This window comes from Candidatus Sulfidibacterium hydrothermale, from assembly GCF_020149915.1.
GTDB lineage: Bacteria > Bacteroidota > Bacteroidia > Bacteroidales > F082 > Sulfidibacterium > Sulfidibacterium hydrothermale.
The window spans coordinates 3,224,294-3,237,880 of the sequence record NZ_CP083760.1 but is presented as its reverse complement, the minus strand read 5'-3'; the positions used below and the strand labels follow the sequence as shown (position 1 = coordinate 3,237,880).

General features: G+C 42.0%; 14 protein-coding genes. 8 read left to right on the top strand and 6 right to left on the bottom strand.

All coding sequences use genetic code 11. The features are described 5' to 3' along the window. Position 1: 1 nt before the first annotated feature. Entirely contained in the window at positions 2-664 is a 663-nt protein-coding gene (locus LA303_RS13305; protein ID WP_240525868.1) for a hypothetical protein, read from the bottom strand. Positions 665-848: 184 nt separating this feature from the next. Here LA303_RS13305 and LA303_RS13300 point away from each other — a divergent pair, with 184 nt between their 5' ends. Next, positions 849-1,733 carry a cell division protein FtsX gene (locus LA303_RS13300; RefSeq protein ID WP_240525867.1) on the top strand — a complete coding sequence of 295 codons (885 nt, stop codon included), beginning with the start codon at positions 849-851 and terminating at the stop codon, positions 1,731-1,733. 25 nt (positions 1,734-1,758) lie between these two features. After that, on the top strand, positions 1,759-2,460 hold the full coding sequence (locus tag LA303_RS13295) for a ComF family protein (protein WP_240525866.1): 702 nt from the start codon (positions 1,759-1,761) through the stop codon (positions 2,458-2,460). 32 nt (positions 2,461-2,492) lie between these two features. Here the strand turns inward: LA303_RS13295 and LA303_RS13290 are convergent, their stop codons facing one another. After that, positions 2,493-3,266, bottom strand: a complete 774-nt coding sequence (locus LA303_RS13290; protein ID WP_240525865.1) for a peptidase associated/transthyretin-like domain-containing protein — start codon at positions 3,264-3,266, stop codon at positions 2,493-2,495. 59 nt (positions 3,267-3,325) lie between these two features. Between LA303_RS13290 and omp85 the strand changes: the two genes are divergently transcribed. Then, entirely contained in the window at positions 3,326-4,729 is a 1,404-nt protein-coding gene (gene omp85, locus LA303_RS13285; RefSeq protein WP_240525864.1) for an Omp85 family outer membrane protein, read from the top strand. A 12-nt stretch (positions 4,730-4,741) separates the two neighbouring features. Here omp85 and LA303_RS13280 read toward each other — a convergent pair whose 3' ends face one another. Both LA303_RS13280 and LA303_RS13275 read right to left on the bottom strand, forming a co-directional pair. Next, positions 4,742-5,143: an HIT family protein gene (locus LA303_RS13280; protein WP_240525863.1), complete on the bottom strand. Its 402-nt coding sequence runs from the start codon at positions 5,141-5,143 to the stop codon at positions 4,742-4,744. 20 nt (positions 5,144-5,163) lie between these two features. Continuing rightward, complete coding sequence (locus tag LA303_RS13275) at positions 5,164-6,198, bottom strand: ATP-dependent 6-phosphofructokinase (protein WP_240525862.1); 1,035 nt, start codon at positions 6,196-6,198, stop codon at positions 5,164-5,166. Between the two features lie 94 nt (positions 6,199-6,292). Here LA303_RS13275 and LA303_RS13270 point away from each other — a divergent pair, with 94 nt between their 5' ends. From LA303_RS13270 to LA303_RS13260, 3 genes are all read left to right on the top strand, one after another. After that, the gene (locus LA303_RS13270) at positions 6,293-7,606 is read left to right on the top strand and encodes a dicarboxylate/amino acid:cation symporter (protein ID WP_240525861.1); all 1,314 of its coding nucleotides are present in this window, start codon (positions 6,293-6,295) and stop codon (positions 7,604-7,606) included. Between the two features lie 96 nt (positions 7,607-7,702). Then, entirely contained in the window at positions 7,703-9,499 is a 1,797-nt protein-coding gene (locus LA303_RS13265) for an AMP-dependent synthetase/ligase (protein WP_240525860.1), read from the top strand. 87 nt (positions 9,500-9,586) lie between these two features. Next, positions 9,587-10,429, top strand: coding sequence for a hypothetical protein (locus LA303_RS13260; RefSeq protein ID WP_240525859.1), 843 nt, complete (start codon positions 9,587-9,589; stop codon positions 10,427-10,429). Positions 10,430-10,433: 4 nt separating this feature from the next. On the opposite strand, the gene LA303_RS13255 is transcribed toward LA303_RS13260, so the two are convergent. Further along, on the bottom strand, positions 10,434-10,940 hold the full coding sequence (locus tag LA303_RS13255) for a hypothetical protein (RefSeq protein WP_240525858.1): 507 nt from the start codon (positions 10,938-10,940) through the stop codon (positions 10,434-10,436). A gap of 153 nt (positions 10,941-11,093) precedes the next feature. Here LA303_RS13255 and rlmN point away from each other — a divergent pair, with 153 nt between their 5' ends. After that, positions 11,094-12,152: a 23S rRNA (adenine(2503)-C(2))-methyltransferase RlmN gene (rlmN, locus tag LA303_RS13250; protein WP_240525857.1), complete on the top strand. Its 1,059-nt coding sequence runs from the start codon at positions 11,094-11,096 to the stop codon at positions 12,150-12,152. Beyond that, entirely contained in the window at positions 12,149-13,192 is a 1,044-nt protein-coding gene (locus LA303_RS13245; RefSeq protein ID WP_240525856.1) for a threonine aldolase family protein, read from the top strand. The genes rlmN and LA303_RS13245 overlap by 4 nt, the downstream gene beginning before the upstream one ends. On the opposite strand, the gene LA303_RS13240 is transcribed toward LA303_RS13245, so the two are convergent. Further along, positions 13,158-13,562, bottom strand: a complete 405-nt coding sequence (locus tag LA303_RS13240) for a YkvA family protein (RefSeq protein WP_240525855.1) — start codon at positions 13,560-13,562, stop codon at positions 13,158-13,160. The two genes, LA303_RS13245 and LA303_RS13240, sit on opposite strands and share 35 nt — an antisense overlap. Positions 13,563-13,587 lie beyond the last annotated feature (25 nt).

Sequence of the window (13,587 nt, the reverse complement as noted above, 5' to 3'; positions counted from 1 at the left end):
TTTATTTTTTGATAAGTTCTAATTCCGTAATTTTTCCTGCGTCATTTCTTTTGGCCGAATCCACGGCAAAATGATACGTTTTTTGGTCTTTTAAATAGTTCAGGAACCGCAGTGCGGTAGTAGGACGATCATAATCATTCACACCGTCAACCTGATCGATGATGATCAGTACCGGAACATCAGGAGATGCAAAAGCCTGTAATGCTTCCTGGATCAATTTATTGGCTGCTTCGTAAGATGGAGCAGCAGCAATGGCAGCAAATTTTTCGTTCAGCATGTTGAATTTGGCCTGTTGCGCTTTCTTTTTGGCCTCTTCGGCTTTGCGTAATCGCTCTTCTTCGGCCTTACGTTTGGCTTCTGCCTTAGCTTCGGTGAGTTTGTTTTCGACTTTTACGATCAGATCTTTTACTTCCGGATCATCAATATTGTATGATTTTATGGTTTTGAGCCGGTCAAACTGTTCATCCAATGTCCAGTTCGTAGTTCCATTCAGCATGGCGGTAAGATCTTTTTTTGCTTGTTGTACTTTGGCGTTGTAAGCAGCAGCTGCCTGTTCTTTCGCCAGCTTTTTCTTGCTTTTACACGAAGAAAGCCCTCCAAGCGTAATGCCAGCCATAAGAATAACGACCAGTAAAACCGGTAATTTTGTCCACTGTTTTTTCATGCTTTTACAATTTTTGTTACGATTTGTATATCGTTGCAAAAATATTTAAAAAAGCCGAAAAAAGCGTATAACGAAATGGCTCTTATGATTTTTTCACAAATCATTTCCTGGGTAGGATGCTTTTTGATATTTCTTTTGGAGCAGGTTGTGCTTTCTTCGGAAATTGTTAATTTAGCCCTATCGTATGGCGGCAAAAGAAGAACAATATTATAAAAAGAGGGTAAACACGGCTTATTTTACTTCGCTTATTAGTATTACGCTGGTTTTGTTTACGCTTGGGTTTCTTGGTTTGCTGGTGATTCATGCGAAAACCCTTTCTAATTACATCAAAGAAAATATCGGTTTCGAAATTATCATGAAACCCGGGGTAAAAGAAGCGGAAATTCTGCGGTTACAAAAGCAACTCGATATACAGCCTTACATTAAATCAACAGAGTATGTTACCCGGCAGGAGGCTTTGGAACGGTTAAAAAAAAGTCTGGGGAAAAATTTTGTTGACTTCTTCGGGAAAGGAGATAATCCGTTGCTTCCTTCCATTGATGTCCGTTTTCATGCGGCCTGGGCTAACAATGACAGCATTACAAAAATTGAGCATCAGTTGCTCCGGAAACCAACCATTAAGGAAGTTTATTATCAAAAATCGCTGGTTCAGGAAATTGATAAAAACCTGAATAAAATATCTTTTGTTCTTTTGGTCCTTAGCGCTGTTTTGTTGGTCATTGCGGTGGCTTTGATTAACAACAGTATCCGGTTGACGATTTATTCCAAGCGGTTTGTCATAAAAAGTATGCAATTGGTAGGCGCTACCCGTGGATTTATTCGTCGTCCGTTTGTGTGGAAAGGAATGCTGCAGGGATTTTACAGCGCTTTAATCGCCATTGTTTTGTTAACCGCCGTTTTAGCGGTGGCCCGTGAAAACCTTCCAGAGCTTAAAGCTGTGGAAAGTCCGATGATGACGGGGGCCGTATATCTTTTTGTAATCCTTACCGGGATGGCTGTTTCGGGTTTTTCCACCTTTTGGGCTGTTAGCCGGTATCTCGATATGAACAAACATAAATTGTATTTTTAGCAGGCTGTAGAGGCAGAAACAGAAAATGTCTTTTTTTCTTCATACGCTGATTGCTGATGTTGTGGCTTTGTTTTTTCCTGAAAACTGTGCCCATTGCGGAAAACCGTTGCACAGTCAGGAGGAGGTCCTTTGTACTTCTTGCTATTACAAATTGCCTTTAACCGGTTTTCATGATGAAAAAGAAAATCCGGTTACCGAAATTTTTATGGGCAGATTACCGTTGAATGCTGCTTTTTCTCTTTTGTTTTTTAATAAGGGCGGGATGGCGCAGCAATTGATTCATCAGCTAAAATACGACGGGAAAAAAGAAATTGGCACTTTTCTTGGCAAGTTAACCGGGAAGAGGCTACACGGTTTTCCCTTGCTTTCGTCTGTGGATGTGGTAGTTCCGGTTCCGTTACATCCGAAAAAAGAACACCAAAGAGGATATAACCAAAGTTTTTTAATTGGTCAGGCAATAGCCGAACAGCTCGGTGTCCCGGTGGTTAATAATGTGTTATACCGGCAGATTTATACTGCTACGCAAACCAAAAAATCGCGTTACGAACGCTGGCAAAACGTAAAAGACATTTTTGCTGTGAAGAACGAAAGTCTTATTCGTAATAAACATGTTCTTTTGGTAGATGACGTAATTACTACCGGGGCTACGCTGGAAGCTTGTGGAAACCGGTTGCTGGAGGTGCCCGGTGTACGTCTGAGTGTTGTTTCGGTGGCTTATGCTCAATAACCGGAAGGCAAAAGCGGCTTCCTTTGGGCGGTTTAATTTCGCACTTTGTCTTTCATGTAATCCAGTTGTACCGGAATGGTATCCTGCGGCCGGCCCAGTTTGATCATTTTCCGGTTATACATTTTCCGGTTGTGAATAAGTCGCCGTTGAATTACGGCCTTTTTGTTCAACAGATCATAAAGAGATTGTATGGGACTGAAAAGATACAAATGCCCTTCCCGTTCTTTGTACAAAAGTGGCCGTTTTTTCAAATCTTCCGTAACATCGTAACTACTTTTGGCAGGAATCATATGAATCAGCATCTGCTTGAATGTTTCGTAATCCCAGTAGCCGTGAATGATCACCTCGTGAATCAGAATGGTATCCAGTGGCATGTAGAAAGTGTCGGGCTCGGGGTGGTTGATAATGCTGTCGGTAACCGGAACAATGGTGGTAATATATCCTACCGAAGCAAACATAATGGAGTCATTACGGGCTACGGCAATGGTAAATCGTCCGCTGGTATCGCTAAAACTGCCCAGTACATTATTCCGGCTGAAAATTTGCGCATCGGCTACCGGCCGTGCCGTGTCGCTGCTCATTAGCACGCCGTGGATATGTACAATATCATTGTTTTCTGTTTGTGCCTGTAAACCATTTTCTGATGAAAAAAAGCCAAAAAACAGAAAAACAAACGATAGTAAAAAGGCTTTATTTTTAATCTTTGTCAAAATTAAGGGTAAAAGATTTTGAAATACGAAGATATAACTTAAATTAGCAGCTTGATAAAAAGGAATAAAAATCATTTCATAATATTTCTTAAACATGATGATGGTTTTTTCTCCCGTCTTTTTTTAACACATAATTATTTATTAAAAAACCTGCTATGAAAAAATTTACCTTGAAAAGTGGCTGGATTTTCTTTTTGGTTTTGGCTTTCTCACTTCAAGTTTTTGCTGGTACAACGGATGTTACTACAGATGTGAAGAACAAAAAGGAAAACAAGAAAGAAAAAACGGCCAAAAAAGAAAAAAAAGAAGAAGTAAAAAAAGGATGGAATTTGGGTGCTTTGCCGGTGATTTCATTCGACAGCGATCTGGGATTTCAGTTTGGTGCATTGATGAATCTGTATGATTACGGTGACGGAAGCATTTATCCGAACTATTTTCAATCGCTTTATGTTGAAGCCAGTTATTTTACCAAAGGAAGTGGTATTTTCCGGGTAAACTTCGATACCCGAAAATGGATCAAAGGCATCCGGGTATTTACCGACCTGAGCTATATGCCTGATCAGGTGTATGCTTTTTACGGCTTTAATGGTTATGATGCCGTATATCATTCTGACTGGATTGATTCGGATAAACCGGATTATGTAACCCGTGTTTTTTACCGTTACAGGAGAAAATTTTTGCGCGCTAAAGTTGATTTTCGTGGCGATTTTGCCAATAAAAAATTGCACTGGGTAGCCGGATTGGGTTTTTATAACATCGATGTTTCTTCGGTAAACCTGGATAAACTGAATAAAGGAAAAGATCCGTCTGACCTTTTGCCTGATACTGCCGGATTGTATGAAAAATACATTGATTGGGGTATTATTCCGGAAAGTCAAAAAGACGGCGGCTTTTTTACCCTTTTCAAAACCGCTTTTGAATATGACAGTCGTGATAATGAAGCCAATCCGAACAAAGGGATTTGGTTTTCCACAGTACTCACCGGTGCCCCGGGTTTCCTGTCAACCATGGACGAAGGATTTTTGAAATTAACCGTTATCCAGCGCCAATATCTCACGTTGGTAAAAAACACCTTGTTTTTCGATTATCGTCTCGGTGCCCAGTTTACGCTGGCCGGACAAAATTCATTTTACATCTCTCCCCTTATTTTTTATGCGCATTCTACCAAAGCGTATAACGAAGGACTTGGCGGGGCAGGAACATTACGGGGTATTTTGCGTAACCGGATTACCGGAGACGGAATTGCTTTCGGAAACTTTGAACTCCGCTGGAAATTTGTAAAATTCATGGTTGGAAATCAGAATTTTTACCTGGGAGTAAATATGTTCTTCGATTCCGGAATGGTGGTTCAAAAAACCGATGTGGATACCAGTCATGTTCCGGCGGATGTTTATGACGAATATTTTAAACCCGGAGCTGAAAAATTACACAATAGCGCCGGTGTCGGGTTAAAGGTAGCCATGAACGAGAACTTTATCATTTCGGTAGACTACGGAAAAGCCTTTGATGCCCAGGATGGTACCAGCGGATTGTATATCGGGCTGGGTTATCAGTTCTAATGATTGTCGATTTTAAAGCTTATCGAAAGCTTCCCGGATTTTTTCTGCGATTTCCTCAAACTCAGATTCTTTCAATTTGAGTTTGGGGAGCTTAAAATCGATGTCGTAGATTCCGTCTAACGGAATAAGGTGAATGTGTGCATGCGGGACCTCCAACCCGATAACGGCAATACCGATCCGTTTGCACGGAATAACCGTTTCAATGGCTTTTCCCACTTTTTTGGCAAAAGCAAACAATCCTTTATAAAGGTCATCATCCAAATCAAAAATATAATCCACTTCTTTTTTGGGGATAACCAATGTATGCCCTTTTTTTAGCGGAAAAATGTCCAGAAAAGCGTAATAATCTTCTGTTTCGGCAATTTTATAGGAGGGAAGTTCTCCGTTGACGATTTTTGTGAAAATGCTGGCCATGATATTTTGATTTTAAAATTTTATAATCCTTCTTTTGTTCCAAAGCAAACCCCCAATCCGCGGCCTTTTAGCAACAGCGGATGATCAGCCGGAACCAAACGTAATTTTCCGCCTACTTCATCCAGAGGCAAAGCACTGATGTTTTCTCCTTTTTTAATCACCATTTTGCCGTAATCTTCTGCGGCAATCAGGTCAACAGCCCAGGCCCCAAAGCTGGAAGCCAACAGCCTGTCGGTAGGCGTGGGGCTTCCGCCGCGCTGGATGTATCCGAGAATGGTTTTCCGGGTTTCTATGCCTACGCCTTCTTCAATTCTTTCGGCTATATAAGTTGCCGCACTCATTTTTTTAGGTTTGTCAATTCCTTCGGCAACGACCACAATAGAATAGGGTTTTCCTGATTTGACCCGTTTTTTCAGGTATTTATTCACCACTTTCATGTCGTAGTCCAGTTCGGGGATTAAAATAACGTCTCCGCCACCGGCCATTCCGGCATATAAAGCCAGCCATCCGGCATGGTGTCCCATCACTTCAATGACCATGATGCGTTTGTGGGAGTTGGCCGTGGTATGTAACCGGTCGATGGCATCGGTAGCAATGGTGAGAGCAGAGTCGAAACCAAAAGTCTGATCGGTACCCCAAACATCATTATCAATGGTTTTGGGTAATCCGATAACGTTCAACCCTTCTTTTGCCAGTAAGGCTGCGGTTCGCATGGTGCCATTGCCTCCGATACAAACAATGCAGTCAAAACCGGCTTTTTCATAGTTTTTTTTGATGAGCTGCGGTTTTTCATTGGCCAGATGGTGTGTTTTTTTAAATGGTTTTTCGCGTGAAGTCCCAAGAATAGTCCCTCCCAACGTGAGAATTCCAGACAAAGAAGATTCGTCAAGTGGGATATAATCGTTGTGTAGCAACCCGAGAAATCCGGAAGAGATACCGACGACTTCCATTCCATATTTCAAAATGGCTGTTTTTCCCACTCCCCGCAAGGCAGCATTTAATCCCGGACAGTCCCCACCGGCTGTAAGAATTCCTATTTTTTTTGGCTTGCTCATGATTTCAATGATTTCGTCATAAATGTATTACAAATTTATTATTTTTGATACTTCATCACCTGTGTGGGAGAGATTAGTTTTTAACAGTTTTTTTATGGGAAAAAAGAAAAAAGGTCTTGCTTTTCACTGGCAAATTTTGCTGGGAATGGTTTTAGGGGTGATTTGGGGTTTTATGGCCATACATTGGCAATGGCTCCGGTTCACCGATTTTTATATCAAACCGTGGGGAACCATCTTTATTAATCTTTTAAAACTGATTGCTGTTCCGTTGATTATTGTTTCGTTGATCAGCGGGGTGAGTAATCTGACAGATATTTCAAAGCTCTCGCGCATCGGATTAAAAACACTGGGCTTTTATATCCTGACAACAGTTATAGCTATTACGGTCGGGTTGATCATCGTGAATATTACCAACCCGGGAAAAGTTTTCCCGCCGGATAAAGCGGCCGAGTTCAAACAGAAATTCTCAGAAAATATCGCTTCTAAGAAAACGCAGGCAGCCGATTTGAAGAATGTTTCTCCATTGCAACCCATTGTGGATATTATTCCATCCAACATCTTCCGTTCGTTGTCAGATAACACCAAAATGTTGCAGGTGATCTTTTTTTCCATTCTTTTTGGGGTGGCCATGATTTTTGTTCCGGAAGAAAAAGTACGACCGGTAAAAGAGTTGATTAATGGCTTGAATGATGTAGTCCTCAAAATGATAGATATTATCATGAAGGCTGCGCCTTACGGCGTTTTTGCACTGATTGCCGCGCTGATGGTAGATGTGGCGGGCACGCATCCGGAAGATACGCTTTCGCTTTTTGCTGCTCTTGGCCTGTATGCTGTGACGGTGGTTATCGGCTTGCTGCTGATGATCTTTGTGATTTACCCGATTTTTATTGGCGTTTTTACCAAAGTGAAATACCGTAAGTTTTTAAAAGCGATTGCTCCGGTACAGCTTTTGGCTTTTTCTACCAGTTCCAGCGCAGCAACCCTGCCTTTTACCATGGAAACGGCAGAAGAAAAGCTGGGTATCTCCAATGAAACCGCCAGTTTTGTGCTTCCGCTCGGTGCTACCATTAACATGGATGGGACCAGCTTATACCAGGCTGTAGCGGCCATTTTTCTGGCGCAGGTTTACGGAATGCATCTTGGCCTTGGTGCACAGCTTACGATTATTGTTACGGCTACCCTGGCTTCCATTGGCTCGGCTGCTGTTCCCGGTGCGGGAATTGTGATGCTGGTAATTGTGCTCACGGCAGTGGGTATTCCCACCGAAGGGATTGCGCTGATTTTTGCTGTGGACCGGCCGCTGGATATGTTGCGTACGGCGGTTAATGTAACAGGTGATACAACTATTGCCAGTATTATTGCCTCCGGCGAAAATGAAATTGATTTGTCGGTGGCTAACGGTAACTGATTTGCAGGGAGATTTGAATATCAAATTGGTTGATGGTCGAATCCAGCAAAAATTCTTATCTTAGAGCTTGATTCTCTTATGTAAAAACCAAACCGAATGGCCGAAATAAAAAGAATATTTGATTTGCTAACCCATGCCGAAGAGAAATTTCCTATGGAGGTGGCTCTGGCGGTTAAACGCCATGGGAAATGGGAGACATTTAGCACTGCCGAATACCGGAAAAATGTGGATGCGGTCAGTATGGGATTGCTGGCCATGGGGTTTGAAAAAGGAGATAAAATTGCTACGGTTTCCAACAACCGGCCTGAGTGGAACTTTATGGATTTTGGCATGACCCAGATAGGATGTGTGCATGTGAGTATTTATCCTACCATTAGCGATGACGAATATCGGCATATTCTCAGCCATTCTGATGCCCGGATTTTGATTGTTTCCGATAAGTTCCTTTATGATCGGTTACATCATTTTGTAGATGAAATTGAGAATCTGGAAGCCATTTATACTTTCGATTTGGTTTCCGGTGCCAAAAACTGGCGTGAAATTATAAAACAAGCCGAAGGAAAAGAAAACCAATTCAAGCCGTTGCTGGAAAAAAAGCGCGACGCAGTGAAGCCGGATGACTTGCTTACGCTGATTTATACTTCCGGAACTACCGGACTTTCAAAAGGCGTAATGCTTACCCATAAAAATGTGGTTAGCAATGTGCTGATGACTCATAAACTGGTGACGGCACTCCGGTCAGGTGACCGTGCGCTGAGTTTTCTTCCGCTTTGTCATGTACTGGAGCGGACAGGAAGTTATGTGTGGCAGTCGCTGGGAATTTCCATTTATTACGCCGAAAGTGTGGATACGATTATCGATGCTATGAACGAAATAAAGGCCAATGCTTTTATCACTGTTCCCCGGGTTTTTGAAAAAATTTATGATAAGATCATTTTAAAAGGCCGGGAACTCGAAGGACTGAAAAAATCGATTTTTTTCTGGGCGGTAAAAGTGGGTGACCGGTACGATCCTGATCCGAAAAAACGATCGTTAGGATATAATTTAAAGTTAAAGATAGCCCGCAAACTGGTATTGGATAAGTGGAAAGAAGCACTTGGCGGGGCACTGAAAAGTGTGGTTTCGGGCGGTGCGGCACTGCAACCGCGCTTGGCTCGTATCTTCTGGGCGGCAGGAATTCCTGTACAGGAAGGTTATGGATTAACGGAAACTTCGCCTGTGGTGGCTGGCAACCGTTCTTATTTTCCATACATCCGTTTTGGCTGGGTAGGCAAAGTATTGGATGAAGTGGAAGTGAAAATTGCAGATGACGGAGAAATTCTTGTGCGTGGTGATAATGTGATGAAAGGATATTATAAGGATCCTGAAAAAACACGCCAGGTACTTGACCCTGACGGCTGGTTCCATACCGGTGATATTGGTGAACTGGACAAAGAGCGGTTTTTACGAATCACCGACCGCAAAAAAGAGATCTTTAAATTGTCAGGTGGAAAATATGTGGCGCCACAAATGGTGGAAAACACCATGAAAGAATCCATGTTTATTGAACAGCTGATGGTGATTGGAGAAAACAAGAAATTTACGGCTGCACTTATTGTTCCGGATTTTGATTATTTACATGCCTGGTGTCATTTGCATGGTATCACTTTCCGTGATAATAAGGATCTGGTGAGAAAACCAAAGGTGGTCGCCCGTTTTCAGGAAGAAATTGACCGGTATAACCGGCGTTTGGACCATGTTCAGCAGATCAAGGTTTTCCGGTTGGTTTGTGAGAGCTGGAGTACAGAGACCGGAGAGCTTTCTCCCACATTAAAACTGAAGCGAAAAGTCATCAAACAAAAATATGCCGCTTTGATTGATGAAATTTACGCAACGGAAAAAAATCCTGCCTGATTTCTTTCTTATAAAGATGTTTTAAATATGTTTGCAAAAGAGTGACTGATTGTCTTTTTGTGTCTTGATAATGAAAGCTGTTTGCTTATGAAAGAAACATTACGCAGGAAATTATTTTTTCAGAAACTATTCGTTGTATTTATCGGATGTTTCTTTCTTCTTCCGGGAAAAACGTTAAAAGCGCAGGTGGCCGGCGTTTCCGGTTCCAAGCTTACGGCAGCTGATGCTACGTTAGTACCGCTTCATACGCTCGAAGCAGAACCTTCTTTTGTATATCTTTTTAGCCGTAAGGCTTTTAATAATGACGGAAAACTGGTTGATGTTTTTCCCGATCCGGACACGGCAGTTTTACTGAAAGATCTCTTTTTTCGGTTTACTTACGGAACAGGAAAACATCTTGAAATCGGAACAGAGTTTACCTCCTCTCTCAGTGCTTTTTCTTTTGGGGCAAAATATCGTTTTATTGAACATAAAAAATTCTTGGCTGCTGCTTTATTGGGATTTAACTTTTCAAATCAGGCCAATTTTGGGGTGCGAAAAACCGGTTTTTTTGGCAAAAGCCTTGCTGTTGTCGGTGGCATTGCATTGACAGAAAATTTTACACCAAGATTGTCGTTGGATGTGGAATGCCAGTATCAAAATACATTTTGTTACGATGGTTCACTCTCTGATAACTACTTTTTTGACAGTGATGTGGGCTATTATGTTTTTCATCATACTTTGCAGCTTGCCGGTGGATTGAGTTTTCAATATCATCATTTAAAAGAGGAAGACGGACAAGACGGTTATCTTTTGAGTTTTCATCCGGGAGTAACCATCGAAACCGGAAAATCGTTTATTATTGTTTTTTATATGCCGATTGATCTTGTCGGACGAAATCAGGGGCGTTTTTACGGTTTTTCTTTTGCCTTTACTTTTGCTGTCCAATAAAGCATTAGCTTCCAACAACGCCCTGGTAAATCAGACAAAGCAAAAAACCTTCTACTACGATGGAAAGAAGGGCCAACGGAAAAGAAAGCCGGTAAGTACGGTAATATTTTCGTAATAAAAATGCTCCGACTGGTAATGATAACAATATGGGAGTGAGTAGGATAATGCCCCACATACCATATCCACGCCGTAATTTTACCACGAATTTGGTCCACCAGGTAAATTTTTTCCGTCTTTTACGTTTCAGGAGACGTTTTACTCTTCTTCGTCTGGCAGCCTGCTGCCATTTTCGGGGAATGATCCGGATAAAGAATGGACCTAAATAGCGGGAATAGATGATTACCAGGTCGGTAAAATAATAGTAAATCGAAAAAGCAAGCATCCCTCCGGCAATCAAAGCCAGAAAGTTTTCCCAAAATCCCAGCCGGATAGCTACACCATAAAGCGGTGCATAAAAGTATTTAATCATGGCAAGGAAAAAAACCTGGGTGATTTTGAAAAAATCCGACATGGGATAAAAAATACTCGGTTACAAAACTTTTTATGAAGTTGCAAAAGTAAGAATATTCAGAGAATTGATTTTTTGGCCGGACAAGTGCCATAAGTCTTGCTGTTTTACTTCTGTCCCACTGCTTTTCGTAATTTTGCACGCAAAAGAGAGAAAATGACCAAAGAGCCGCTTTTTGGGAAAACACTTTCCCGGCTTGAAGAGATTGTCCGGGAAGAGGGTGCTCCGAAATTTGTAGCCCGGCAGATAGCTGACTGGCTTTACAAAAAAGAAATTACCTCCATTTCCGAGATGACGAATTTGTCTAAAAAATTGCGGGCTGCTTTGGAAGAAAAATATGTTTTGGGATTGCAGCCTCCGGTGAGTGTTCAGGAGTCGGCAGATGGCACAAAAAAATATCTTTTTAAAGCCGGAACACATGGCTTTATTGAATCAGCGTACATTCCGGAGAAAAAACGGGCGACCCTGTGTGTTTCTTCGCAGGTGGGATGTAAAATGGGGTGTTTGTTTTGCATGACCGGGAAACAAGGATTTCAGGCTAATCTGACGGCCGGTGAAATTCTAAATCAGTTGCGCAGCTTGCCCGAAAAAGAAAAGGTGACCAATCTGGTTTATATGGGGATGGGTGAGCCCATGGATAACCTGGATGCGGTGATGCAAAGCCTTGAAATACTGACCGCCGAATGGGGATTTGCCCGAAGCCCGCGAAAAATTACGGTCAGTACCATTGGTATTGTTCCGGCGATGCGTCATTTTTTAGAAAATAGCACCTGTCATCTTGCCGTAAGTTTGCATACCCCGTTTGAAGAGGAACGCAACCGTATTATGCCGGTGAATCATAAATATCCTGTGGAAGCGATTCTTTCCGAATTAAAAAAACATGCTTTTGACAGGCAACGCCGTGTTTCGTTTGAATACATTGTTTTTGGAGGGTTTAATGATACACCGCGTCATGTAAAAGAGCTGGCCCGATTGCTAAATGGAATCAAATGCCGGATTAACCTTATCCGTTTTCATCCTGTTCCGGATACCCCGTTAAAAGGAACGGATGAAACACGATTACAACAATTTAAAGAAGCATTAAATGCAAAAGGAATTGTTACGACAATCCGGGCTTCGCGCGGACAGGATATTGATGCTGCCTGTGGGTTGCTGAGTACCAAAGAAATTCAACGGAAAATCAAGACGGTTTCATTAAAAAATATAAAGGAATGAATAAAATAAATAAATCTTTTGCCAGTGATAACTGGTCTGGCGTTTGTCCTGAAGTTGTGGAAGCCCTGCTTCATGCCAATACGGGACATGTGGAAGCTTATGGTGAGGAAAATGATTTTTATACAAATAAAGCCGTAGAAAAATTTAAAGAACTGTTAGGTGAAAATATCCGGGTGTTTTTTGTTTATAATGGTACAGCTGCTAATGTTTTGGGAATTAGTCATGTGTTAAGGCCCCATCAGGCTGTGGTAGCGGCCAAAAGTGCTCATCTTAATGAAGATGAATGCGGAGCCATTGAAAGATTCGGTAGTGTTAAGATTTTGGAAATTGAAACGGAAAACGGAAAAATTACCGCAGAACAAATACAGCCTTTTTTGCACAGTTTCGGTTTTCAGCATCATGTTCAGCCTCGGGTAATTTCCATTTCCGAAGTTACCGAAAAAGGAACGGTATATCGTCCGGAAGAAATAAAATCGTTAGCTGATTTTGCTCATCAGCACAACATGCTGTTGCATGTAGATGGTGCACGTATTGCCAACGCTGCTGTTTCGCTTGGTGTTGGTTTTAAAGAGCTGATTGCAGATGCCGGTGTGGATGTGCTGTCGTTTGGGGGAACCAAAAACGGATTAATGTTTGGCGAAGCTGTTGTATTTTTTAATGAAGAACTGGCCAATGATTTTCAATATACACGTAAACAAGGAATGCAACTTCATTCGAAAATGCGATTCATTTCGGTCCAGTTTGAACGTTATCTGACGGATGAACTATGGAAAAAGAATGCGGAAAGGGCCAACCGTATGGCTCGTTTACTGGCAGAGAGGTTGCGTCAATTTTCAGCGGTGCAGATTACCCGCAGTACGGATGCCAACGGGGTATTTGCGATTATCCCGGAGTCGGTTATTCCGGAGTTGCAGAAACATTATTTCTTTCATATTTGGGATGAAACTACTGGCGAAGTGCGCCTGATGTGTTCGTGGGATACCGAACCGGAAGATATTGATGCGTTTACGTCGGTGTTGGCGCATCTTCTTCCGGAATAGACGGTTTTTTCCCCTGTTCGTTTTGATGAGATTTTGTCAGGCTGTTTAATTTTTTCCGGGCTTTTTCTTTAATGCTTTCATCAGCATATTTTGATGCCTGGTTAAAAGCGTAAGTCAAAAAAGCAATGTCATCGCTGAATCCCAGAACCGGGATAAAATCAGCAACCATATCGGTCGGCAGGACAAAATATCCCAGCGCAGCGACAATTAAAAACCGGGTTTTCAGGGGAACTTTTCCTGAAGTCAGTAAATAATACAAAATCAATATCCGAAGAACGACTTCTTTTCCCAGTTTGGCTGCCGTACTTTTCAGCTTTTGCAGAAAACGTTGCTCATCGTAGTGCTGGCTGTAATCTTCAAGGTGTTCCATCGGCTTACTTTTTTTAGAGGAGGTC